Below are 25118 nucleotides of genomic sequence, written 5' to 3'. Positions count from 1 at the left end.
ATTAATGGAAAAATGAAGCATTTCGGAAACTTTGTCGTTCTTTTGATATTAGCGGTCAACGCCCTCTTTACAGGCTTGTTGCTTTTCACCGCTTATAGCCCGCACATCCAGCCGGTGACACATCCCGTTCAATCGTGTCTGGGGCTCACATTCCCTATTTTCCTGATGATAAACGGATGCTTTCTCGTTTTCTGGCTGATCATACAGCGCTACAAATCTGCATTGCTGCCATTAATCGGTTTTTTGCTGTGCTACTCTCAGATACGTACTTATCTACCCATCAATTTCCATACGGACAACCTGCCAGAAGAGAGCTTCAAACTACTGTCCTACAACATTATGGGATTTGACGGAGCCACCAAGAAAGACGGCGGGAACCCTATCCTGACCTACCTGAAAGAAAGCGGAGCCGACATTCTCTGTCTGCAAGAGTATGTCACCATAGAATCTTCCCGCCACCTCTCACAAAAGGATGTGAGCCATGAACTGCGAGACTACCCTTATCATCGTATCAACATTGTAGGCAGCGGAAAAGGATATACCAACCAGATAGCCTGCTATTCCAAATATCCCATCCTTTCTGCACGCAGGCTCAATTATTCAAGTGAATATAACGGCTCTGTCATCTATGAGGTGAAGATTGGAGAAGACACTGTCACGCTTATCAATAATCATTTGGAATCGAACAAACTGACAAAAGCCGATAAAGTGGTATATGAAGACATGTTGAAATCTCCCGAAAAGGACAAAGTGAAAAGCGGCATTCGCCTGCTGATACGCAAACTGGCAGAGGCTTCCGCCATCCGTGCTCCGCAAGCCGACACCATTGCCAACGAGATTGCATCATCGGCACACCCCTATATCATAGTATGCGGTGACTTCAATGACACTCCCATTTCATATACACACCGCACCATTGCCCAAAATATGGATGATGCCTTTACTCAATCCGGACGCGGCTTGGGCATTTCCTACAACCAGAATAAGTTCTATTTCCGAATAGACAATATATTGACAAGTAAAAACCTGAAGGCGTACAACTGCACCGTAGATCGTTCTATAAAAGAGTCCGACCATTACCCGATATGGTGCTACATCGCCAGAAAAAAATAATCCAACAATTAAACATCTAATACCTTAGAAAGCAATGTTCAAAAAAAGTATCCTAATCTTAGCAGCAAGTTGTATGATGTACTCCTGTGCCACCCAAACGGAAAACAATCCGTTCCTTACCGAGTTTCAGACCCCGAACGGCGTACCTCCGTTTGACAAAATCAAGCCGGAGCACTACGAACCCGCATTCCGTAAAGGAATCGAAGAGCAAAATGCCAACATTCAGGCAATCATCGGAAATACCGAATCCCCGACTTTTGAAAACGTAATCGCTGCTTTCGACAACAGTTCACCCATACTGGATCGTGTAGGCGGTGTATTCTTTAATCTGACGGAGGCCGAAACCACAGACGAACTGTCGGCTCTTGACATGAAACTGGCGCCTGTATTGTCCGAACACAGCGACAATATCTCACTGAATCAAGAATTGTTCAAGAAAATAGACGCTGTTTACCAACAAAAAAATTCTCTAAAGCTGACCTCCGAACAACAAAGACTTCTCGAAAAAGTATATAAAGATTTTGTCCGTTCCGGAGCCAATCTCCCCGCTGACAAACAAGCTCGCCTACGTGAAATCAACAAGCAGCTTTCCACACTCGGCATCACCTTCGGCAATAATATCCTGAACGAAAACAATGCCTTCAAGCTCTATGTGGACAAAGAAGAAGATCTGACCGGACTGCCCGAATGGTTCCGCCAAAGCGCAGCCGCAGAAGCCAAAGCAGACGGACAAGAGGGCAAATGGCTTTTCACACTGCACAATGCCAGCCGGCTGCCCTTCCTGCAATATTCAGCCAATCGCCCGCTACGCGAAAAGATGTACAAAGCATATATCAACCGTGGCAACAACGGTGACTCAAACGACAACAAAAAGGCCATTACCGAAATCGTAAGTCTGCGCCTGGAAAAAGCCAAGCTATTAGGCTATGACTGCTACTCAAACTTTGTTCTGGACAATACCATGGCGAAAAACTCCACCACCGTCATGAATTTTCTGAACAACCTGTGGAGCTACGCTCTGCCCAAAGCCAAAACCGAAGCAGCCGAACTCCAGCAATTGATGGACAAAGAAGGCAAAGGTGAGAAGTTGGAAGCATGGGACTGGTGGTACTATACGGAAAAACTGCGCAAAGAAAAATACAGCCTCGAAGAAGAAGACATCAAGCCTTACTTCAAACTGGAAAATGTACGCGAAGGCGCATTTGCCGTTGCAGGCAAGCTGTATGGCATCACACTGACCAAAATGGAAGGCATCCCTGTCTATCATCCTGATGTGGAAGTATTCGAAGTAAAAGACAAAGATGGTGCGCAGCTCGGCATCTTCTACGTGGATTACTTCCCGCGTGCCGGCAAGCGGGGAGGCGCTTGGATGAGTAACTACCGCGAGCAGAAAGGAGACATCCGTCCATTGATATGCAACGTATGCAGCTTCACAAAGCCCGTGGGAGACACTCCTTCCTTGCTCACAATGGATGAAGTGGAAACACTGTTCCACGAATTCGGACATGCACTGCACGGCCTGCTGACCAAGTGCCAGTATAAAGGCACTTCCGGAACAAATGTAGTACGCGACTTCGTAGAATTACCTTCCCAAATCAACGAGCATTGGGCTACCGAACCCGAAGTCTTGAAGATGTATGCCAAGCATTACAAAACAGGAGAAACCATTCCTGACAGTCTTATTGAAAAAATTCTGAACCAGAAAACTTTCAATCAAGGTTTCATGACCACCGAACTGCTTGCGGCAGCCATTCTCGACATGAATCTGCATAACCTCACAGATACCAAAGACCTCGATGTGGTGGCCTACGAAAAAGAGGCCATGGACAAACTCGGACTGATATCCGAAATAGCTCCCCGCTACCGCACCACCTACTTCAATCATATCATTGGAGGCTATGCAGCAGGCTATTACAGCTACCTTTGGGCAAATGTTTTGGACAACGACGCTTTCGAAGCTTTCAAAGAACATGGCATTTTTGACCAGCAGACCGCTGAACTTTTCCGCCGGAATGTCTTGGAAAAAGGAGACAGTGAAGACCCGATGACCCTCTATAAGAACTTCAGAGGTGCTGAACCTCAATTAGACCCGATGTTAAAAAATCGCGGTATGAAGTAAGGTTTGTGAAAAAAAAGCTATATTTGCAGCCTTGTATGCAACAGAAATTAATTAAAAAAGTAATCATAATAAACTAAAAGTAACATGCAAAACAAAGGACTTGTAAGGATTTTTGCAATATTGCTTACATTGGTATGTGTGTTCTATCTCTCTTTCTCTTTTGTGACTCGCCACTATACAAATAAGGCGAAAGAATTCGCAAAAGGCGATGTGAAGGTGGAACAGGACTATCTTGATTCTCTGTCAAACGAGAAAGTGTATTTTGGCAATTGGACACTGAAACAATGTCGTGAAATGGAAATCAGTTTAGGTTTGGACTTGAAGGGCGGTATGAACGTCATCCTTGAAGTTTCCGTACCCGATGTCATCAAAGCATTGGCGGACAACAAACCAGACGAAACATTCAACCAAGCGTTGGCAAACGCAGCCAAACAGGCTACTACAAGCCAGGATGACGTCATTACCTTGTTCGTCAGAGAATATCACAAACTCGCTCCTGGCGCCACTCTCTCAGAGTTGTTCGCAACCCAACAGTTAAAAGACAAAGTAAATCAGAAATCTACGGATGCTCAGGTTGAAAAAGTATTGCGCGAAGAAGTTAAAGCTGCTGTGGACAACTCATACAACGTACTCCGTACCCGTATCGACCGTTTTGGCGTGGTTCAGCCCAACATCCAAAGTTTGGAAGACAAAATGGGACGTATCATGGTAGAGCTTCCCGGTATCAAAGAGCCGGAGCGTGTAAGAAAGTTATTACAAGGATCTGCCAATCTGGAATTCTGGGAAACATACAATGCTAAAGACATCGCTCCCTATCTACAATCTGCTGATGCTAAATTGCGTGCCGTCCTGTCAAACGAAGCTCCTGCCGACAGCACCGTTACAGACAGCACTACAGTGACGACCCCTGCCGTAGCACAAACTACCAGTACCGCCGATAGCCTTGCCGCCGCCTTGAAGGGCGAAAGCAAAGCGCAAACAGCCGACCTTGCACAGATTAAGAAAGAACATCCTTTGTTGGCTATGTTACAGGTAAATCCCAGCGGACAAGGCCCGGTTGTGGCTTATGCAAATTATAAAGACACCGCTGAAATCAACAAATACCTCTCCATGCCGGAAGTCAGAGCCGAAATGCCGAAGGATTTAAATCTGAAATGGGGTGTTTCTCCTTATGAATATGATCCGAAAGCACAGACTTTTGAACTTTATGCCATCAAGTCAACCGAACGTAACGGAAAGGCTCCGTTGGAAGGAGATGTAGTGGTAAATGCTAAAGATGAATACGACCACTATGGTAAGCCTGCTGTAAGTATGTCCATGAATACGGACGGTGCACGCCGTTGGGCTCAACTCACCAAGCAGAATATCGGAAAAAGCATCGCCATCGTGTTGGACGGTTATGTTTATTCTGCACCTAATGTAAATCAGGAAATCACCGGTGGTAACTCACAAATTACCGGTCACTTTACGCCCGAACAGGCAAAGGACTTAGCTAACGTATTGAAATCAGGTAAGATGCCGGCTCCTGCCCACATCGTACAGGAAGATATCGTAGGTCCTTCTTTGGGTCAGGCTTCTATCAATGCCGGTATCATGTCATTTGTCGTGGCGTTAATTCTGTTAATGGTGTACATGTGCTCCATGTACGGTTTCATTCCGGGTATGGTTGCCAACGGTGCACTCGTACTGAACTTATTCTTCACATTAGGTATTCTTTCGTCTTTCCAAGCTGCACTGACTATGTCCGGTATTGCCGGTATGGTATTGGCATTAGGTATGGCCGTGGATGCCAACGTATTGATCTACGAACGTACAAAAGAAGAACTGCGTGCGGGCAAGGGAGTTAAGAAAGCATTGTCCGATGGTTATGCAAACGCCTTCTCCGCTATCTTCGACTCCAACCTGACGTCTATCATCACCGGTATCATCCTGTTCAACTTCGGTACAGGTCCTATCCGTGGTTTTGCAACTACGTTGATCATCGGTATCTTGATTTCATTCTTTACAGCCGTATTCATGACACGTTTGTTCTATGAACACTTCATGGGTAAGGACAAGTTGCTGAACCTGACATTCTCCTCCAAGATTTCCAAAAACCTGATGGCGAACGTACACTTCGACTTCATGGGAAGAAACAAATTATGGATGACTATTACAGGTATCGCAGTCGTAGTTTGCCTCGGATTCCTTATGACACGAGGTTTAAGTCAGAGCATCGATTTCACCGGCGGACGGAACTTCAAGGTGCAGTTTGAAAACAAAGTAGAACCGGAACAAGTACGTGAATTGATCTCCAGCAAGTTCGGTGATGCCAACGTAAGTGTTATCGCCATCGGTACGGACGGCAAGACTGTACGTATCAGTACAAACTACCGCATTGTAGAAGAAGGAAACAATGTTGACTCTGAAATCGAAGCATACTTGTATGATACTCTGAAACCATTGCTGACTCAGAACATTACTCTGGAAACCTTCATTGACCGTGAAAATCACACGGGTGGCAGTATCATCAGTTCTCAGAAGGTAGGTCCGAGCATCGCAGACGACATCAAAGTATCTGCAATCTGGTCTGTTGTACTTGCATTGATTGCTATCGGTATCTATATTCTGATTCGTTTCCGCAACATTGCTTACAGTATCGGTTCTGTTTCTGCATTAGCTTGCGACACCATCGTTATCCTGGGTGCTTACTCCATCTGCTGGGGCTGGATGCCGTTTTCACTGGAAATTGACCAGACATTTATCGGTGCTATCCTGACAGCTATCGGTTACTCTATCAATGATAAAGTGGTAATCTTCGACCGTGTGCGTGAGTTCTTCGGCCTTTATCCGAAGCGTGACAAGTTCTTGTTGTTCAATGATTCACTGAACACAACTCTGGCCCGTACCATAAATACTTCACTGAGCACCTTGATTGTATTGCTGTGCATTTTCATCCTCGGAGGTGATTCTATCCGCAGTTTTGCATTCGCTATGATTCTGGGTGTCGTAGTTGGTACACTGTCTTCCTTGTTCGTTGCATCCCCTATCGCCTACATGTTTATGAAGAATAAAAAAGTAGCCGAGCCTGTGGCAGAAACAACCAAATAAGAACAATCATTAAAGTATAAAGAAAGAGGGAAGCCCAATTACTGGACTTCCCTCTTTTTTTATGTAGTCTCGCCGGGAATCGAACCCGGATCTAAAGTTTAGGAAACTTCTATTCTATCCGTTGAACTACAAGACCTTATAAACATGATTATAGGCTTCTGCAGAATATTTGTAGAATATCTATAAGCCTTCTAACGCCACACTTATTCATTTGTGGATGCAAAGATAATGTATTCTGCCGATTTTCCGAAAAAAGTTTTGTTAATCCAATTAACTTTGCGAAATTTGTGGCTATGTAAGTGAATAGCAATCCCTAAAAATTAATCTATAGAAAATCGTAAGTTATGGCAAATGACATGATGGTCAAAGAACTGGAGCAAGTGGTAGTCCGCTTCTCCGGAGACTCCGGTGATGGTATGCAACTCGCCGGCAACATCTTTTCAACAGTTTCGGCTACGGTAGGCAATGACATCAGTACATTCCCCGATTACCCGGCAGATATTCGTGCTCCGCAAGGTTCACTGACCGGTGTATCAGGCTTTCAGGTGCACATCGGTGCAGATAAAGTTTATACTCCGGGCGACAAATGCGACGTATTGGTAGCAATGAACGCTGCTGCATTGAAAACACAGTATAAGTTTGCCAAGTCCACCGCTTGTATCATCATTGACACAGATGCCTTCCAGAAATCAGATTTGGAAAAGGCAGCCTATAAGACCGACAACCCGATTGAAGAAATGGACATCAAGCAAGATGTTATTGCCGCTCCCATCTCACAAATGGTAAAAGATTGCCTTTCAGACACAGGAATGGACAATAAATCCATGATGAAATGTCGTAATATGTTCACAGTAGGCTTGGTTTGTTGGTTATTCAATCGCGACCTGAAGCTTGCCGAAAGTTTCATCCGTGAGAAATTCTCCAAAAAGCCTGAAATAGCAGAAGCCAACATTAAAGTTATACATGCAGGATATAACTATGGACATAATACTCATGCTTCTGTAGCCAATACTTACAAGATTGAAAGCAAGACTACCTCTCCCGGTCGCTACATGGATATCACAGGCAACAAAGCAACTGCTTACGGCTTTATAGCCGCTGCCGAAAAAGCCGGTCTGAAGCTATTCCTCGGTTCCTATCCTATCACTCCGGCAACTGATGTACTGCACGAACTTGCCAAACACAAATCATTAGGAGTAATGACCGTTCAATGCGAAGATGAAATCTCCGGTTGTGCCACAGCAGTAGGTGCTTCTTTTGCAGGCTCACTTGCCGTCACCACCACTTCCGGTCCCGGTGTCTGCCTGAAGTCGGAAGCCATGAATCTGGCTGTCATTACAGAACTTCCGTTAGTGATTCTTGATGTTCAGCGAGGTGGTCCTTCTACCGGTCTGCCCACAAAATCGGAACAGACCGACCTATTGCAAGCCCTTTTCGGACGCAATGGGGAAAGTCCTATGCCGGTTATTGCCGCAACTTCTCCAACTAACTGTTTTAATGCAGCCTTCAATGCCTGTAAGATAGCTTTGGAACACATGACTCCGGTCGTATTACTGACCGATGCTTTTGTCGCCAACGGTTCAGGTGCATGGAAGCTGCCAAACCTAAATGAATGTCCTGCCATTCACCCTCCGTACGTAACTCCGGAGATGAAGGACAATTATACCCCATACAAACGTAATCCAAAAACCGGCGTGCGCTATTGGGCCATCCCGGGACAAGAAGGTTATACCCATATTTTAGGTGGTCTGGAAAAAGACAGCAATACAGGCGCCATCTCTACCGATCCCGATAATCACAACCTGATGTGCCACTTGCGTGCCGAGAAAGTCGCCAAGATAGAAGTTCCTGATGTGGAAGTACAAGGCTGCGCAAATGACGCCGACCTGTTAGTTGTCGGTTTCGGAGGCACTTACGGCCACTTGTATTCGGCAGTAGAAGAAATGAACAAATCTGGAAAGAAAGTGGCGCTTGCTCACTTCAGCTACATCAACCCGCTACCTCAAAACACAGAAACCGTTCTGAAGAAATACAAAAAAGTAGTAGTTGCCGAACAGAATCTGGGACAATTTGCCGGATACCTGCGCATGAAGATCGACAACTTCACGCCGTATCAATTCAATGAAGTCAAAGGACAACCATTTGTCGTAGCCGAGTTAGTTGCCGCCTTCACCGAGATTCTAAACAAGTAATAACCCTGTAAAGAAAGAAACATTATGAGCGAATATACAGCGAAAGACTTCAAAAAAGGACAGCCCCGTTGGTGTCCGGGTTGCGGTGACCACTTCTTCCTGGCTTCACTGCACAAAGCGATGGCCGAGATCGGCATTGCTCCCAGCGAAACAGCAGTAATCTCCGGCATCGGTTGCTCCAGCCGTCTGCCTTATTATATGAATACATATGCGATGCAGACCATTCACGGACGTGCTGCCGCCATCTCCACCGGTTGTAAAGTAGCTAATCCCGATTTGATGGTATGGCAGATATCCGGTGACGGTGACGGTATGGCCATCGGTGGCAATCATTTCATCCACGCCATACGCCGCAATATCGACATAAATATCCTGTTGCTGAACAACCGTATCTATGGTCTGACCAAGGGACAGTATTCTCCGACATCTCCTCGTGGTTTTGTCAGCAAATCCTCACCCTACGGTACAGTTGAAGATCCGTTCCGTCCGGCAGAGCTTTGTTTCGGCGCACGCGGACGCTTCTTTGCACGTTGCGTGGCAACAGATGCTACAGGAACAGTTGATGTCCTCAAAGCTGCCGCCAACCATAAGGGAGCCACTGTCTGCGAGATTCTGCAACACTGCGTCATCTTCAATGACAACACCTACGGAGATGTTTATAAAAAAGAGGGCCGTGCCAAAAACGCCATCTATCTGCAGCATGGCAAACCAATGCTGTTCGGTGAAAATAATGAATACGGACTAATGCAGGAAGGCTTCGGACTGAAAGTTGTAAAGCTTGGTGAAAACGGCATCACAGAAAAAGACATCTTGGTGCATGATGCACATTGCACAGATAACACCGTACAACTGAAACTTGCCCTGATGGAAGGCCCGGATTTCCCCGTTGCCCTCGGTGTCATCCGTGACGTGGAAGCTCCTACTTACAACGATGCCGTCCATGAGCAGATCAATGATATTTCCGGAAAGAAAAAATATCACAACTTCCAGGAATTACTAATGACCAATGACACGTGGGAAGTGAAATAGCCCACCCCGTTTATAACGACTGTTTCTATTCTCCCTTCACATTGCCTTTCATAAGCAACACATCGGTGAAGAGGGATTCAGAATAAAAACAACTCTTATGCGTCCTACCCGGATTTACACTATATAGCGTATTTCCGGGTTTGCTATTATCTGGACAGACATCCCGGGGAATCCATCACTTTTGCATACATTAACGGTCATCAGATAGGGAAAGACCGAAATACCCTTGTCTTTATCAAACAGTAAAACTAATAGAGTTATTGCTATTAGCCAACTGCTATCAACTAACAAATTACTAAACTATAAAGCTCAAGGGGCATAATGAAAGAGAATCAGAATGATTTGATAAACGACATTGCAAAAGCCTTTGGGAAGTATGCCCCAAAGCATGCATTCGTTATTGACGATATCGCCTACACCTACGAACAATTGTCGGCAACCGTTTGCAGGATAGCTGCCCGGATAAACGACAAAAAAGAGAAAATCGTAGGAATTGTGGCAGAAAACAAACTGGAAACGTATGCCTCCATACTGGCAGTATTGATTAGCGGAAGAACCTATGTCATTCTGCATCCGGCCTATCCCAAACAAAGAAACAAGAAAATAGCTGAAGTAGCTGACATACATCTGGTTCTATACTCTGAAGATATACACATCCTGAATCTTGATACTCGGGATGTAGAACTTATATGTACTTCAAACTTGCCACAGCCGTCTCCCACTTTCTTTCCGCATATCCATACGGAAGAAAATGAAAACGCATACATCATCTTCACTTCGGGCAGCACAGGAGAGCCTAAAGGAGTCCCTATTTCCCGCAGTAACCTGAATGCCTTCTATGCAGCATACAGTCGTCTTGGCTGGATATTGAATGAAAATGACCGAATGCTGCAAATGTTCGAGCTTACTTTCGACGTATCCATCGTATCATATCTATATCCGCTAACTTTGGGAGCATGCATATACACCATCTCTCCGGATGGAGTGAAATATATCAATGTTGCCGAAGTTTTGGAAAAGTATAGCCTCACCTTCGCAACCGTAGCACCTTCACTACTCCGGTTATTACGCCCCTATTTCTCAGAAATAAATTTACCCGAACTTAAATATCTTGTAGTTACCGCCGAGGCATCAGAAGTAGAACTGCTGTCAGCATTCCGAAAATGCGCCCCTAATGCCTCATTTGTAAATTTATACGGTCCCACGGAAGGAACCATATATTGTACTGCCTACCCAATACCTATGGTCTCCTGCAAGCACCACAATGGAATGATTGCCATCGGAAAGCCTTTTGATGGAGTAAACACGCTGATTATGAGTGATGACTCGCACCTTCTCTCTCCCGGTGAAACCGGAGAGCTATGGATCAGCGGCAAACAAGTGATGAAAAGTTACTGGAATTCTCCCCAAAAAAGCAAAGAATCTCTTGTCGAAACAGCCGATGGGAAAATCTACTATAAAACCGGCGATCTCTGCCGCATGGATTCCGATGGAGATATTATCTATTGCGGACGTAAAGATTCTCAAATAAAAATCCAAGGATTCCGCGTCGAACTGAGCGAGATAGAACATGTAGTGAAAAACTTCTTCAAAGGTGAATGCAAAGCAGTTGTCATTCCAAAATATACTGAAAATTCTCATTGCGAACTGCATTTGATTATAGAAAGAGTGCATTATAACAAACAACAGTTGGAGGAATACATGAGCAGCAGATTACCTTTCTATATGATTCCAAAACAGATACATTGCCTGGAACAATTTCCTTTGAATACCAACAGCAAAACAGATATAAAGAAGATAAAAGAATTAATTTAAAGTTATATGAACATGCAGAAGATTATTTTAGATGAACTAAACTTGATTTTTCAGGAGGTTTTAAAAAGGGAAGATATTTCACTCACCAATGAAACTACTGCCCAAGATGTGGAAGGATGGGATTCTTTGACCAATATGCAACTGATAAACAAGATAGAGAAACAATTCAATGTACGCTTTACTTTCAGAGATATCGTCCGGCTCAAAAATGTAGGGGATATATGTAATTCAATCTCAATAAAAGTTCAATAACACAATGTCATTCATTTCTCTGGACTTTGTCTTACTATTCTCATTCACTTTCATCCTGTACCACACGGTTGTACCCAAATACAAGAAAGCAATACTGCTGGCTGCCAGTTTTATTTTTATAGGGTTCCATCACATTGTTTTCCTGTTTACAGCCCTTTTTATCTCATTCGCCACTTTCTTGCTCGGCAGATGGATAGATCTGACTAAAGATGAAAAGAGAACAAAAAGTATTTATTTTTCAGGTGTGTGTTTTTTAGTTGTAAGCTGGCTGGCATTCCGATATGCCGGTCAGCTTATCGACCATCACTTTTTGTTTCCTTTAGGTATTTCATTCTACACCTTTCAAGCCATCTCCTATCTGACGGAAATCTATTGGCAAGAAGAAAAACCGGAAAACAGCCTAATCGATTTTCTGATATATATGCTCTTTTTCATGAAGTTTCTGTCAGGGCCTATCGAAAGGGCTGGTGACATGCTTCCACAACTTAAATCAAAGAAAGAGACTGATTATGAGTCCATGGTTTATGGTATGAAACTGATAGCAGTGGGGTTAGTCAAAAAACTGATACTTGCAGACTATATCGGCTCTTACATAGATGAAATATTCAGTTCCATACACACAGCATCGGGAATACAATTACTGATGGCTGCCCTCCTTTATCCTATAGAATTATATGCCGATTTTTCCGGATATACCGACATTGCTTTGGGGGGCGCCCGCATGCTGGGCTTTAGGCTCAGTCCCAACTTCGACCGACCGTTCATAGCACAGACTACCGCTGACTTTTGGAGGAGATGGCACATGTCTCTTTCATTCTGGGTAAGAGACTACTTGTACCTCCCCCTATCTGCCACCCTCCGCAATTGGGGGCAATGGGGAGTTTTTCTGAGCCTTACATTGACATTTGCCGCATTGGGGGCATGGCACGGCGCTGGATGGACTTTCATCATCTATGGACTAATTCAGGGAATAATCATCTTTTATGAGACGAAAACCACGCCTTTCCGTAATAAGATAAGAAGGTGGATAGGAAATCCGCTATTTTCCACATTGTCCGTACTGAGAACCTATCTTCTTTTCGCTTTCTCCCTGATTTTCTTCCGAGCAGATTCTGTCTCAGACGCACTCTATTATATAGGGAACATCTCATTCAATGTCCACAAAAGTTGGAAAGAGATAAATATAGGAATACCGGATCATAATTGCATCGTAGCAGGAAGCGCCCTCATACTTATTCTGACCTATGAGTACTTCATGGGCCAAAAAGATCTGCTGACTGCCTTGGAAAAGCAATCTGTAACAGTCAGATGGAGTATCTATTTTCTAATGGCTATCTTATTCTTCACATTAGGGCAATTCAGTTCGGACAGTTTCATCTATTTACAATTCTAATAACAAAATCCGCATTATGGAGAAAAACAGTGAACGAAATGCAGCCATACGCTTTTCAAGCAAGCTGTTATTGCTTTGCATCCCTTTCATAAGCATATTGGTGATATATTTCATAACCGACCCTTTCATGGTACTGAGACATTATGATCGTTATGACAGTTCTCCGTTTCTGCTGAACGAGGGATATACCGGATGGCAGATATACATGAACAACCGAGATTCCATACCTTTCGATTCCTATATCATGGGAAATTCTTGCACGATGGCTTATCAATGCCGCGAATGGGAAAAATATCTCAGGGGAGGACGCGCCATACGCTTATTCGGAAATGGTGAGAGCCTGATAGCCATCAGTATGAAGTTACAGGCTTTGGATAAGAACGGTGCAAATATCAAGAACCTGCTCCTTATTCTGGATAAAGAATCTCTGCATCGCGACCAGCTCTTGACGGAATACTGCAATATTCTTCCACCCGACATATCAGGAATGAGCCATTTCGAGTTTCATAAGAGGTTTTGCCAGGCTTTTTTCTTTCCGAATGTATTCTTTCCCTATCTTGACTACAAGCTGTTTCATACATATCGCCCCTATATGCAAGGAATAATAAACCCTTATGGCATCATCAGAGATCCGGTAACCAATGATGCCATAAATCCGAGAGAAAGGATGATAAAAAAAGAAGGAGAAAAATATTGGGAGAATCGCAACGAAGAATTCCGGAAGAAAAAAGAGAACGATTACAGAGACGGAAAATACAAAGAAGCCAAACCGGCTATCCAAGACAGCCAACTTCACCTACTGAAGAGGATAGAGAGCATCTGCCGGAAACACAATACCTCAGTCAAAATTATCATAAGCCCGGATTTTCATCAGATCAGCATAAGCCCTGAAGATATAAAAATCCTGAAAAGCGTCTTCGGTTCCGAAAATATATTTGACTTCACCGGTATTAATGAATATACAGGCGACATCCACAATTATTATGAAAAGGAACATTATCGTCCGATACTTGGAGCACAGATTATGGAAAAGATTTACAAAGGGGGTGCATAGACATCCCCTCATACCTGCTGTTTAAATCTTATCCCCATACGCCAGATCGCCCGCATCCCCCAAACCAGGAACAATATAGGAATGTTCGTTCATCTCCGGATCAATGGCAGCACACCACAAAGTCACATCATCGCCGGGGAACAATTTTTCCAAGTGCTCCACCCCTTGCCGGCTGGCAATAACACAGGCAATCTGCAACTTGGCAGGTGTACCTTTGGTGAGGAATGCTTTCCAGGCAAGTTCCATACTTTCGCCCGTGGCAAGCATCGGATCCACCAGCAATAAAGTTTTCCTCGATAGATCCGGAGTAGCTATATATTCAATATGTACATCTACCGTGCGGCATTCTTTGTCCTTATAATAACGGTAGGCAGACACAAAAGCATTGCCGGCACGGTCGAACACGTTCAGGAAACCCGTATGCAGGGGTAATCCGGCACGGAAAACGGTTGCTATCACAATGTCATCATCAGGAGTATTGACCGAGGCTATCCCCAGCGGAGTTCGCACTTGCTTGACGGAATAGGTCAATCCTTTGCTCATTTCATACGCCATCATCTCTCCGATGCGTTCAATATTACGGCGGAAACGCATCCGGTCGCCTTGTACTGCCACATCACGAATCTCGGCCACATACTGGTTCAAGACAGAAGTTGTCTCAGCTAAATTAATAATCTTCATTATTTTGTTATCGGGTTAATATATCCTTAATCGTTCTTTTTTGAATAAAAACGGCTGCAAAGTAAGCGATTTTCATCCAATTTGCAACATTCATGTTACAGATATTGTTATGGTTTTATAAAAGACTTCTCATTAAAGAAAAATTTCTCTAATAGGGTATTTCTTTAAAAAGAAAGTATTACTTTTGTAGGCGAAAAACAAGGGGCGTACTGCAAAGCAACTAAAAAAGAGATTTCTTCCCATGTTCCCCTTGCACTTTATTTAAGGTAAAGAGATTATAAACCAAATACCAATTTTAAAATCTTAAAAAGAAATGGCAAATTTAGATTTAAGCAAGTACGGTATCAAAGACGTGAAGGAAATTTTCCACAACCCGTCTTATGATGTATTGTTCGCCGAAGAGACCAAACCGGGTCTGGAAGGCTTCGAAAAAGGTCAAGTAACTGAACTGGGTGCTGTGAACGTAATGACAGGTATCTACACCGGACGTTCTCCTAAAGATAAATTCTTCGTTATGAATGAAGCCAGCAAAGACTCTGTATGGTGGACTTCTGAAGAATACAAGAATGACAACAAGCCTTGCTCTGAAGCAGCTTGGGCCGACCTGAAGGCTAAAGCCGTTAAGGAATTGAGCGGCAAACGCCTGTTTGTTGTAGATACTTTCTGCGGTGCTAACGAAGGAACTCGTATGAAAGTACGTTTCATCATGGAAGTAGCATGGCAGGCTCACTTCGTAACTAACATGTTCATCCGCCCGACTGCCGAAGAACTTGCCAACTACGGAGAACCCGATTTCGTATCATTCAACGCTTCCAAAGCAAAAGTTGACAACTACAAGGAACTGGGTCTGAACTCTGAGACAGCTACTGTATTCAACCTGAAGACCAACGAACAAGTTATCCTGAACACTTGGTATGGTGGTGAAATGAAGAAAGGTATGTTCTCTATCATGAACTACAAGAACCCTCTTCGCGGCATCGCTTCCATGCACTGTTCTGCCAATACCAACATGGAAGGTACTGACTCTGCAATCTTCTTCGGTCTGTCCGGTACAGGTAAGACTACCTTGTCAACCGACCCGAAACGTAAGTTGATCGGTGATGACGAGCACGGATGGGATGACGAAGGCGTATTCAACTATGAAGGTGGTTGCTATGCCAAGGTTATCAATCTGGATAAAGAAAGCGAACCCGATATCTACGCTGCCATCAAGCGTGACGCCCTGTTGGAGAACGTAACGGTTGCTGCCGACGGCAAGATTGACTTCGCAGACAAGAGCGTTACAGAAAACACTCGTGTTTCTTATCCTATCTACCACATCGAGAACATCGTTAAGCCTGTATCCAAAGGCCCTCACGCACACCAAGTAATCTTCCTGTCTGCTGATGCCTTCGGTGTATTGCCTCCGGTATCTATCCTGAACCCCGAACAGGCTCAGTATTACTTCCTGTCCGGTTTCACCGCTAAGTTGGCAGGTACAGAACGTGGTATCACTGAACCGACTCCTACATTCTCCGCTTGCTTCGGTGCAGCTTTCTTGAGCTTGCATCCTACTAAATACGCAGAAGAATTGGTTAAGAAGATGAACAAGGTTGGTGCTAAGGCATACTTGGTAAATACAGGCTGGAACGGTACAGGCAAGCGTATCTCTATCCGCGACACTCGTGGCATCATCGACGCTATCCTTGACGGTTCTATCGACAAGGCTCCGACTAAGGTTATCCCTTACTTCGATTTCGTTGTTCCGACTGCATTGCCGGGTGTTGATCCGAAGATCCTTGATCCTCGCGACACTTATGACTGTGCTTGCAAGTGGGAAGAAAAAGCCAAAGACCTGGCTGCCCGCTTCATCAAGAACTTCGCTAAGTTCACAGGCAACGAAGCCGGTAAAGCTTTGGTTGCTGCCGGTCCGAAACTCTAATAAAACCAGTTTACATATTCTTAAAGCGGTTCCAATCTTTGGAACCGCTTTTTTTGTTGGAGGGACGCAGATTCAATGACAGTCTCACTATCCAACCGCACCCCATCAGCCATTAAGGAAGAAGCACCCACACTCCCGGTACAATACATCCACCCCTTAAGAGAAAAGCCTGCTCATATATGGAATAATCTATATCTCGGCCACCGAGATATACATCTCAAAATCTAAGACTGTAATCTCCAATACCAAGATATACATTTCCACTGCGGAGATATAGTTTAAAGCATAGGTAAGAACTCTTTAGTAAGCAGTCCAGACCGCCTTTGTCCCTACCTCATGATAGAGTATGCAAGATCACAATTTTCGTCCGTCCCTAACATAGATTTAGTTAGGACATCAGACATCTAAGAAAAAAATAGATTATCTTTGCCACGAAACATAAAAGAAAAAGTATGAAAACATTAAGAGAAACCATCTGCGGCATCGGCCTATGTAGCCTCATCGGCATCACGATTTTTGTGGCAACCGCCTGCACCCCGGCAGCCCAAAAGGTAACTGACGACTGTACGGCAGACAGCAAGAATGCAGTCATTGAAACCATCATGACGCGCCGCAGCATCCGCCAGTACAAACCACAAGCGGTGAACCGCGACACGATGCAAATCATTCTGGAATGTGGCATCAATGCCCCCAACGGACAAAACAAACAATCTTGGGCCGTGCGTGTGGTGGACAATCCTGATTTCTTGAACGGAGTGAGCGAGGTGTTCAAACAAAAGAATCCGAAAGCGGCAGAAGCCCCCGGCTTCAGGAACATGTTCCGCAATGCGCCCACGGTGGTATTCATCGGCAACGACACCTCTTATGACTGTTCGCAAATAGACTGCGGACTGTTGGGCGAGAACATGGTGCTGTCCGCCTGGTCTATGGGCATCGGCTCTTGCTGCTTGGCAAGCCCCACACGCTTCATGACCGACACACCCGAAGCCGCAGAGTACCTGAAGAAGCTGGATTTCCCGGAAGGATACAACCTGCTTTACTGCATCGCCTTCGGCTATCCTGACGAAGCGCCTGCCGCCAAACCAAGAATCAAAGAGAAAGTGCAGTTCATAGAATAGTAAATATGCCAACTAACACACCAGAAAAATCGTAAATAATTGGAAGTTTTCTTTCAAGAATTTCAGCACCTTATATCTCTCTCTTATTTTACACTTTCAATACCATGAAAACTATGACTCAAATACTTTCTTATCTTCTATTCCTGTTATCCCTATCTTGTTGGTTCTCGTGCTCCGAAGAAAAGGATCCGGCTATAAAACCGGAATTCCTCATTGCGGAAAGTGATTTAGTGCACGATTTCCAGAAAGAGCAAGCCAACATTTCAATCCCTGTGAAGACCAATCTGAACTCCGGTGAATGGAGCGTAGAAAGCAGCAGTAACTGGTGTCTTGCCACCACATCCCAGACCACTTCACAGTCCTCCATCACCATCGTGGTAAAAGCAAATGAAGAACCCGATGTCAGAAGCGCCGACGTGACTGTAAAAACTCCCACAGGAGATTATACGATACGGATAAACCAACTGGGATATGGAAAAGCCGTTCTGCTAAAAAAATCCGCATCCCAAATGGACGCCGGAGGCGGACAATTGACCGTTACGGTCACAGCCAACGTGGAATACGACATACAGATGCCCAAAGATCAGGAATGGATAACTCAGGAAGCTGCTACAAAGGCTCTGGTAGATTATGATCATGCATTTCGCATATCGCCCAATAAAACTTTTGAGAGTCGAACGGCTCAAATCAGCTTCATAGCCAAACAAGACCCCGAAGTCAAAGCTATCTGTACAATTGTACAAGCTGCTCTGAGCATCGGTACAGACGATGTAGAGGCCACAGGTGATATTCTGATAAAGCCCACCGGAGGAACCGCCAGCGAAAACCAGCCCGGCCAGGGAATAGAGCATTGCTTTGACGGCATATTCGGCGGTACTCCCTACCATTCTATCTGGGGAAAGCCAGCCCAATTCCCTGTCACGTTGGAATTCACTTTCGACGGTAAGGAAGAAATAGACTACTTCATCTATCATACCCGTGCTGGGAACGGCAACTTCGGCGAAGTGGACGTTTTCACCGCTACCGAAGCAGAGCCTGAATACAAACTGTACGGTTCTTTCGATTTCAAGAAACAGAATGCACCTTCCAAGGTCATCTTCAATACTCCTTTGAAGAACGCCACTAAAATAAAATTCTCGGTAAAGAGTGGAGCAGGTGACTTTGTGAGTTGCGATGAAATGCAGTTCTTTAAAAACAACGTTGACGACAAACTGAAGAAACAGCTCCTTGGCATATTCACGGACGCTTCCTGTTCCGAACTGAAAGAGGGAATCACAGACGAGCAAATCAACAGTCTTCCTCCTTATTTTGCCCAGATAGGAAGCTATCTGAAAAATGACAAGTATGACGCGTGGGAAAAGAAATTCCGCATTCAGAGTTATCAGCCTTACAGTGACGTAGAAATATGGGCGGAAAAGCTCATGACCAAGCGATACAGCAACCTTGACAACCCCACCGGCATCTATGCCGAAGCAGGCGATTCCATTCTTGTACTGGTAGGCGACACTCACGGACAATCCATATCCATACAGCTCATTCCCGATGTAGAGGCCGGAGGTGACACCTACTTCCTGCATGAAGGAGTAAACAAAATCGGCATCCGGAGAAAGGGCATGCTGTTCGTCATGTACAACACCGACTTACTTTCCCCCTCGGCCCAGCCCGTACGCATCCATATCCCCCTGCAGAATGGAACAGTCAACGGCTTCTTCGATCTTAAAGAAGACAAGACCGACGAGACTTATGCCGAACTGCTAAAAAAAGCAACCTACAAATACTTCTGTGTACGCGGTGAAAAAATCATGTTCTATTTTCACTTGAACAAAATGCGAGAATATCTGCCCAACAATATTCTGTCCGCCATCCATCTTTGGGATAATATCATAGGCTGGCAGCAAGAACTTATGGGCATTGACGATGTGCGCCCTTCACAGGTAAACAACCACATTTTCGCCATCTCACCCGAAGAGGGCTATATGTGGGCTTCTGATTATCGAATAGCATTCGTATATACCTATCTGAATAATATCCTTCTTTACGACAACGTGATGGCCGCCAAAGACAATGCCTGGGGGCCTGCGCATGAAATCGGGCATATCCACCAGCGTGCCATCAACTGGCCGAGCTCTACCGAATCCTCAAACAACCTGTTCTCCAACTACATTCTCTACAAGCTGGGGAAGTATTGCTCGCGCGGCTCTGAACTGAGCGCACTCGCCACCGCCCGCTGCATCAATGGAAACGCCTGGTACAATATGGGGAATTCCACCCATCAGAATGAAGACACCGAGCTTCACATGCGCATGAACTGGCAATTGTGGAACTACTATCACCGATGCGGCTACAAACCAGATTTCTGGCAGAAACTGTTCAAGCTCCTACGCGAGAATCGGATCTCAGAGAGCAATCCCGGAGCCGGACAACTGTTGTTTGCCAGAATGGCCTGCCAGGCTGCCAACGAGAACCTGACCGAATTCTTCGGACGCTGGGGCTTCTTTGAACCGGTAAACAACGTTACAATAGAGCAGTACGGCAATTGGAACTACAATGTGACCCCCGCCATGATCGCTGACACCAAAGCCTTTATGTCCCGTTTTCCTGCACCCCGGCATGCTTTCTATTACTTGGAAGACCGCAAGAACGGAGATGTAGGAATAGACAACTATAAGGTGGGTGATGTAGGGCACTATTCGCAGTTCAAAAACAATCAGAAAATCAGTAAGACTCCCAAATACAGCCGTTCGGGGCAACACATCTCCATCAGCAACGGTGAAGAAGCGGTTGCCTTCGAAGTGATGAAGGGAGACAAGCTCCTGTTCTTCTCCAACTTCTTGTCCTTTGAAGTGCCCTCCTCCATAAAACTGGAAGGTTGTGACATTTACGCCGTACAAGCTGATGGCAAGCGCAAACAAGCCATAGCAGAATAACCCGGACAGACAATCGGGGCCGGCTTAAAAGAAAGGAGTCTTTTACCGATTTCTTTCCTGCGGATATTTGCAGTAAAGGTTGAAACGGTTTTCTTTTTCTTTTAAGCCGGCCCCAAATATTAAAAAAGAAATCCGGAGGATGTCAATAAGATTATTCACGGCATACCCTTTTACAAGATATTCCTTTAAGATACGATTTGCCCAAATGCGAAATTGAGTACCTCGTTTGCTTTTCACACAATAGCCGACGGATATGATAACATCAAGAGAATAAGCAACTCTTCCTCTGAAAACACATTATTAATGTGCTTTCTTATTGTTTTTGCGTCTCTTTCAAACAATTCAGCCATTTGATTGGCAAGCCTCAAGTACTTCCTTAATCCTATTCATTGTTGGACTGTTAATGTATGAATGTAAATAATGAAATATAATGCGATAAAAAAGGAGAAAGTATCAGATTAACCGGACCGGAAGCGAAAGTCATGCAAATGCTGTGTGAAAACAAAGGTGAAATTGTAAAACGAGAAACCATGATACCCTCCTCTACAAATTACGCAAAAAACTGGCAACAGCTCCGTCCATCAAAATAAGCGTCATAAAAGGTATTGGAATCACTATTCAATGACGTTCCACATCCTTTCCGAATTTATAAAAAACGAAGTCCATTGCATACATATCCCTTCAAGGGATGAAATGCAATGGACTTTGTTCTTATATATAAAAGATAATCCGACCGGATCTATTCTTTAATTCTTATTCGCGCGCTTGCGTTCGTTCTCATCGAGAATCACCTTGCGCATACGCATGGATTTCGGAGTCACTTCCACATACTCGTCTTCCTTGATGTACTCCAAAGCCTCTTCCAGAGAGAACTGTACGGGCGGTATCAGACGGGCCTTGTCGTCAGTGCCCGAAGCACGGGTATTGGTCAACTGCTTCGATTTGGTGACGTTCACCACCAAGTCTTTGTCGTGACTGTGTTCGCCCACCACCTGACCGGCATAGACTTCTTCCTGCGGGAAGATGAAGAACTTGCCGCGATCCTGCAACTTGTCGATGGCATACGCGAAAGCCGTTCCGCTTGCCATAGCGATAATGGAACCGTTGGTACGGCGTTCTATCGCACCCTTGAACGGCTGGTATTCCTTGAAGCGGTGTGCCATAATGGCCTCGCCACCCGAAGCAGTCAGCACGTTGGTGCGCAGACCGATGATGCCTCGTGACGGCATGTCGAACTCAAGGTTCACACGCTCGCCCGCACTTTCCATCTTCACCAAGTCTCCCTTGCGACGGGTCACCATATCAATCATCTTGCTGGAGAATTCTTCAGGGACGTTGATCGTCAACTCCTCGATAGGCTCGTTCTTCACCCCGTCTATCTCCTTATAGATCACCTGAGGCTGACCTACTTGCAGCTCGTATCCCTCGCGGCGCATCGTCTCTATCAACACAGACAAGTGCAACACGCCACGGCCGGAAACGATCCATTTGCCATCGTCCTCACTCTTGCGCACACGCAACGCCAGATTCTTGTCCAGTTCCTTCATCAGACGGTCGTGTATGTGGCGTGATGTCACAAACTTGCCTTCCTTGCCATAAAAGGGAGAGTCGTTGATGGTGAACAGCATACTCATCGTCGGTTCGTCGATGGCGATGGGCGGCAATGCTTCGGGGTTCTCGAAATCGCAGACAGTGTCGCCGATTTCAAAGCCGTCGATGCCTACCAATGCGCAGATGTCTCCGGAGGAAACTTCCGTCACCTTGACGCGGCCCATGCCTTCAAAAGTATGTACTTCCTTGATTCTATTTTTCGTGATGCTTCCGTCACGCTTCGCCAAAGAGACATTCATGCCTTCTTTGAGCGTACCGCGGTGTACACGTCCCACGGCGATACGGCCTGTATAAGAGGAGTAATCCAATGACGTGATCAGCATCTGAGGCGTACCCTCCAACTGCTCGGGTGCAGGGATGTTCTCTATAATGCAGTCCAGCAGCGCGTAGATGTTGTCGGTAGGCTTCTGCCAGTCCGTGCTCATCCAGCCATTCTTTGCCGACCCGTAAATCACGGGGAAGTCCAGTTGATCTTCCGTGGCATTAAGGCTGAACATCAGGTCGAACACCATCTCATACACTTCTTCGGGGCGACAGTTCGGCTTGTCCACCTTATTCACCACAACGATGGGCTTCAGGCCTATCTGCAAAGCTTTCTGCAACACAAAACGCGTCTGCGGCATGGGTCCCTCAAAGGCATCTACCAGCAGGATGCATCCATCTGCCATGTTCAGCACACGTTCTACTTCGCCCCCGAAGTCACTGTGTCCCGGAGTATCAATAATGTTAATCTTAGTGTCTTTGTAATTGATTGAAACGTTCTTTGAAAGAATCGTTATACCTCGTTCACGCTCCAAATCATTGTTATCCAACATTAATTCACCTGTACTCTGGTTGCTGCGGAAAAGGTTTCCGGCCAGAAGCATCTTGTCAACGAGCGTCGTTTTCCCATGATCGACATGGGCAATAATTGCAATGTTTCTAATATTTTGCATATAATACCTATTATTTGGGCGCAAAGTTAGTCATTTTGGATTAGATATATGGTATAGACAGGATTTTTTTGCTGAATATCATTGTGATATAAAAGATAATCTCTATCTTTGCAGCCCCGAAAGGGAATATTTATAACAACTTTTTAATTCAACATTATGTATTTAGACGCTGCTAAAAAGCAAGAAATCTTCGGCAAACACGGGAAGTCTAACTCTGATACTGGCTCGGCTGAGTCTCAGATAGCTTTGTTTTCCTACCGTATTGCCCGTCTGACTGAGCACATGAAGCTCAACAGAAAGGATTATAGTACTGAAAGAGCCCTGACCATGTTGGTAGGCAAACGCCGTTCGCTGTTGACTTACTTGTACAACCGCGACATCAACCGCTACCGTAACATCATTAAGGAACTCGGCCTGCGTAAGTAATCTACTTGCGGCAAAAACATTGAAAAGGAAGTTCATCCCGCGCGGGAAGAGCTTCCTTTTTTATTTCCATCGCACCAGACATATAAGGCAAAGTCCGTTCACGGCTTGCAGACGTTTGTACGCCGCACACGGATATATATATATCCGCACACCGCATAACTTTAAGGCTTACCTCTTCCTGATGCGAAAAGCCTAACCTTGCAATCCGTCATATTCCTCGTCCGTCACCGCTTCAAGCCACTCTGCACTTGCTCCCTCAGCCGGAACGCCGATGGCTATGTGCTGAAACCAACTGTCGGCAGCCGCGCCGTGCCAGTGCTTCACTTCGGCCGGAATATCCACCACATCACCGGGACGCAACTTACGGGCAGGCTTCCCCCACTCCTGATACCATCCTCTGCCCGCCACGCAGACAAGGATTTGCCCGCCTCCATGATGGATGTGCCAGTTGTTGCGGCAACGGGGCTCAAAGGTCACATTGGCTACCGGCAGTCTGCCTTCGCCCGTTGCCAGAGTAGCCAGATAGCTGTTCCCTATGAAATACTTGGCATAAGCTGCATTCGGCTCACCTCTCGGAAATACGGGCTCTATGGGCTCACCTCCGGACAGTTCCTCACCATACACCTCGGCAATGGCTTTTTCGGCCCGGTAGGCCTCTGCCTCGCCTACCTTCTGCCTCAATGCGGCAGGGATGGAATGTATCTCCGCATCCGTCATCCCCATGTTTTTAGCGCCGTGTATATGTGCCTTCAACTGAGGCTCCACTCCCCTGAGCCCGGACAATGCACTGACTGTAACCAGTTCACGATCAGCAAAAGTAAGATTGTTTCGTGCAAAGATGTCACCAAAAAGATGGGCTTTCAAGTAATAGTCCGTGGCCGGAGCAAAGGTATAGTCAAAGGCTGCACCTGTGAGCCGGGTCTGCACGGCAGTGCCGTTCTTCAAGGCATCATAATCTGCGGGCAACGAATCGGCATCCTTGCCTTCCCTGTCTTCAACGCCTTTCTCCCTGCGCTCGGCAAGCACCTGCCGGAGAGTGCCCAATCCGTTAAGGCTTCGGGGAAAACCGGTATAGGCATAGAGTTGCGAAAGCGCTTCCTTAATCTCGTTGACTTCCAGACCTTCGTCCAGACCTGCATGGATGGCTTTGGAAAGGTTCTCCAAGTCGCCTTTTGCTTCCAGGCAAGCAATGGCAGCCATGTTCTGCTGCCGTGGGTTCAATACATTTTCCATATTCTGTTGTGCATTAGCAGGATGGCAAGCTGCTGCCGTCAGAAAGGCCGCTGCCATCAGTTTGTTCATTGTCTTCATAATCTTAGGATTTTGAGGCAAAGATACTGCCAACGAAACAATCCGCCGCTATACAAATTACGGATTCTCCAACCATTATTACACATATTACACAATCGGTTTATACCCCACCTTCGGAATAGTCAGGAGCT

General features: G+C 45.5%; 16 protein-coding genes, 1 tRNA gene and 1 pseudogene. 13 read left to right on the top strand and 5 right to left on the bottom strand.

All coding sequences use genetic code 11. The annotated features are described in order from the left end of the window. Nucleotides 1-12: 12 nt before the first annotated feature. The 3 genes from BACHE_RS04635 to secDF all read left to right on the top strand — a co-directional run bounded on the left by BACHE_RS04635 (nucleotide 13) and on the right by secDF (nucleotide 6322). Entirely contained in the window at nucleotides 13-1113 is a 1101-nt protein-coding gene (locus BACHE_RS04635; RefSeq protein ID WP_013546554.1) for an endonuclease/exonuclease/phosphatase family protein, read from the top strand. A gap of 34 nt (nucleotides 1114-1147) precedes the next feature. Next, complete coding sequence (locus BACHE_RS04630) at nucleotides 1148-3232, top strand: M3 family metallopeptidase (RefSeq protein ID WP_013546553.1); 2085 nt, start codon at nucleotides 1148-1150, stop codon at nucleotides 3230-3232. Nucleotides 3233-3316: 84 nt separating this feature from the next. Further along, nucleotides 3317-6322 (top strand): protein translocase subunit SecDF, encoded by a 3006-nt coding sequence (gene secDF / locus BACHE_RS04625; protein WP_013546552.1) that lies wholly within the window; start codon nucleotides 3317-3319, stop codon nucleotides 6320-6322. 64 nt (nucleotides 6323-6386) lie between these two features. Here the strand turns inward: secDF and BACHE_RS04620 are convergent. Further along, nucleotides 6387-6458, bottom strand: a tRNA-Arg gene (locus BACHE_RS04620). Nucleotides 6459-6666: 208 nt separating this feature from the next. Between BACHE_RS04620 and BACHE_RS04615 the strand changes: the two genes are divergently transcribed. From BACHE_RS04615 to BACHE_RS04590, 6 genes are all read left to right on the top strand, one after another. Then, on the top strand, nucleotides 6667-8514 hold the full coding sequence (locus tag BACHE_RS04615; protein WP_041579197.1) for a 2-oxoacid:acceptor oxidoreductase subunit alpha: 1848 nt from the start codon (nucleotides 6667-6669) through the stop codon (nucleotides 8512-8514). Between the two features lie 24 nt (nucleotides 8515-8538). Then, nucleotides 8539-9543 carry a 2-oxoacid:ferredoxin oxidoreductase subunit beta gene (locus BACHE_RS04610; protein ID WP_013546550.1) on the top strand — a complete coding sequence of 335 codons (1005 nt, stop codon included), beginning with the start codon at nucleotides 8539-8541 and terminating at the stop codon, nucleotides 9541-9543. 321 nt (nucleotides 9544-9864) lie between these two features. After that, nucleotides 9865-11358 (top strand): amino acid adenylation domain-containing protein, encoded by a 1494-nt coding sequence (locus BACHE_RS04605; protein WP_013546549.1) that lies wholly within the window; start codon nucleotides 9865-9867, stop codon nucleotides 11356-11358. Nucleotides 11359-11370: 12 nt separating this feature from the next. Continuing rightward, complete coding sequence (locus tag BACHE_RS04600) at nucleotides 11371-11610, top strand: acyl carrier protein (protein ID WP_013546548.1); 240 nt, start codon at nucleotides 11371-11373, stop codon at nucleotides 11608-11610. A gap of 4 nt (nucleotides 11611-11614) precedes the next feature. After that, nucleotides 11615-13003: an MBOAT family O-acyltransferase gene (locus BACHE_RS04595; RefSeq protein ID WP_013546547.1), complete on the top strand. Its 1389-nt coding sequence runs from the start codon at nucleotides 11615-11617 to the stop codon at nucleotides 13001-13003. A gap of 16 nt (nucleotides 13004-13019) precedes the next feature. Continuing rightward, nucleotides 13020-14057 (top strand): hypothetical protein, encoded by a 1038-nt coding sequence (locus BACHE_RS04590; RefSeq protein WP_013546546.1) that lies wholly within the window; start codon nucleotides 13020-13022, stop codon nucleotides 14055-14057. A 21-nt stretch (nucleotides 14058-14078) separates the two neighbouring features. Here BACHE_RS04590 and upp read toward each other — a convergent pair whose 3' ends face one another. Further along, nucleotides 14079-14738: a uracil phosphoribosyltransferase gene (upp, locus tag BACHE_RS04585; protein ID WP_013546545.1), complete on the bottom strand. Its 660-nt coding sequence runs from the start codon at nucleotides 14736-14738 to the stop codon at nucleotides 14079-14081. 313 nt (nucleotides 14739-15051) lie between these two features. Here upp and pckA point away from each other — a divergent pair, with 313 nt between their 5' ends. The 3 genes from pckA to BACHE_RS04570 all read left to right on the top strand — a co-directional run bounded on the left by pckA (nucleotide 15052) and on the right by BACHE_RS04570 (nucleotide 20704). Then, on the top strand, nucleotides 15052-16659 hold the full coding sequence (pckA, locus tag BACHE_RS04580; protein ID WP_013546544.1) for a phosphoenolpyruvate carboxykinase (ATP): 1608 nt from the start codon (nucleotides 15052-15054) through the stop codon (nucleotides 16657-16659). Nucleotides 16660-17111: 452 nt separating this feature from the next. After that, nucleotides 17112-17777: a nitroreductase family protein gene (locus BACHE_RS04575; RefSeq protein WP_013546543.1), complete on the top strand. Its 666-nt coding sequence runs from the start codon at nucleotides 17112-17114 to the stop codon at nucleotides 17775-17777. A 104-nt stretch (nucleotides 17778-17881) separates the two neighbouring features. Next, entirely contained in the window at nucleotides 17882-20704 is a 2823-nt protein-coding gene (locus BACHE_RS04570; protein ID WP_148229815.1) for a M60 family metallopeptidase, read from the top strand. Between the two features lie 150 nt (nucleotides 20705-20854). On the opposite strand, the pseudogene rhuM reads toward BACHE_RS04570, so the two are convergent. Then, a pseudogene (gene rhuM / locus BACHE_RS18050) lies at nucleotides 20855-20977 on the bottom strand (RhuM family protein); the annotation flags it as partial. A 473-nt stretch (nucleotides 20978-21450) separates the two neighbouring features. Beyond that, a complete protein-coding gene (gene typA / locus BACHE_RS04565; protein ID WP_013546541.1) occupies nucleotides 21451-23250 on the bottom strand; it encodes a translational GTPase TypA in 1800 nt (599 codons plus the stop codon). 156 nt (nucleotides 23251-23406) lie between these two features. On the opposite strand from typA, the gene rpsO reads away from it, so the two are divergent. Then, a complete protein-coding gene (gene rpsO, locus BACHE_RS04560) occupies nucleotides 23407-23676 on the top strand; it encodes a 30S ribosomal protein S15 (protein ID WP_013546540.1) in 270 nt (89 codons plus the stop codon). A 192-nt stretch (nucleotides 23677-23868) separates the two neighbouring features. On the opposite strand, the gene BACHE_RS04555 is transcribed toward rpsO, so the two are convergent. After that, the gene (locus BACHE_RS04555; protein WP_148229814.1) at nucleotides 23869-24987 is read right to left on the bottom strand and encodes a carboxymuconolactone decarboxylase family protein; all 1119 of its coding nucleotides are present in this window, start codon (nucleotides 24985-24987) and stop codon (nucleotides 23869-23871) included. Between the last annotated feature and the right edge of the window lie 131 nt (nucleotides 24988-25118).

Origin of the sequence: Bacteroides helcogenes P 36-108 (genome assembly GCF_000186225.1) — a bacterium.
In the GTDB taxonomy this organism is placed as follows: domain Bacteria; phylum Bacteroidota; class Bacteroidia; order Bacteroidales; family Bacteroidaceae; genus Bacteroides; species Bacteroides helcogenes.
Note: the sequence above shows the minus strand (reverse complement) of the source record. Positions and strands in the feature narration are given on the sequence as shown.

What these genes read in the sequence shown, in the direction of transcription:
- BACHE_RS04570 (WP_148229815.1), top strand. Translation starts at nt 17,882, where the DNA reads ATGAAAACTATGACTCAAATACTTTCTTATCTTCTATTCCTGTTATCC.
- typA (WP_013546541.1), bottom strand. Translation starts at nt 23,250, where the DNA reads ATGCAAAATATTAGAAACATTGCAATTATTGCCCATGTCGATCATGGG.
- secDF (WP_013546552.1), top strand. Translation starts at nt 3,317, where the DNA reads ATGCAAAACAAAGGACTTGTAAGGATTTTTGCAATATTGCTTACATTG.
- BACHE_RS04605 (WP_013546549.1), top strand. Translation starts at nt 9,865, where the DNA reads ATGAAAGAGAATCAGAATGATTTGATAAACGACATTGCAAAAGCCTTT.
- rpsO (WP_013546540.1), top strand. Translation starts at nt 23,407, where the DNA reads ATGTATTTAGACGCTGCTAAAAAGCAAGAAATCTTCGGCAAACACGGG.
- upp (WP_013546545.1), bottom strand. Translation starts at nt 14,738, where the DNA reads ATGAAGATTATTAATTTAGCTGAGACAACTTCTGTCTTGAACCAGTAT.
- BACHE_RS04600 (WP_013546548.1), top strand. Translation starts at nt 11,371, where the DNA reads ATGCAGAAGATTATTTTAGATGAACTAAACTTGATTTTTCAGGAGGTT.
- pckA (WP_013546544.1), top strand. Translation starts at nt 15,052, where the DNA reads ATGGCAAATTTAGATTTAAGCAAGTACGGTATCAAAGACGTGAAGGAA.
- BACHE_RS04635 (WP_013546554.1), top strand. Translation starts at nt 13, where the DNA reads ATGAAGCATTTCGGAAACTTTGTCGTTCTTTTGATATTAGCGGTCAAC.
- BACHE_RS04615 (WP_041579197.1), top strand. Translation starts at nt 6,667, where the DNA reads ATGGCAAATGACATGATGGTCAAAGAACTGGAGCAAGTGGTAGTCCGC.
- BACHE_RS04575 (WP_013546543.1), top strand. Translation starts at nt 17,112, where the DNA reads ATGAAAACATTAAGAGAAACCATCTGCGGCATCGGCCTATGTAGCCTC.
- BACHE_RS04595 (WP_013546547.1), top strand. Translation starts at nt 11,615, where the DNA reads ATGTCATTCATTTCTCTGGACTTTGTCTTACTATTCTCATTCACTTTC.
- BACHE_RS04555 (WP_148229814.1), bottom strand. Translation starts at nt 24,987, where the DNA reads ATGAAGACAATGAACAAACTGATGGCAGCGGCCTTTCTGACGGCAGCA.
- BACHE_RS04590 (WP_013546546.1), top strand. Translation starts at nt 13,020, where the DNA reads ATGGAGAAAAACAGTGAACGAAATGCAGCCATACGCTTTTCAAGCAAG.
- BACHE_RS04630 (WP_013546553.1), top strand. Translation starts at nt 1,148, where the DNA reads ATGTTCAAAAAAAGTATCCTAATCTTAGCAGCAAGTTGTATGATGTAC.
- BACHE_RS04610 (WP_013546550.1), top strand. Translation starts at nt 8,539, where the DNA reads ATGAGCGAATATACAGCGAAAGACTTCAAAAAAGGACAGCCCCGTTGG.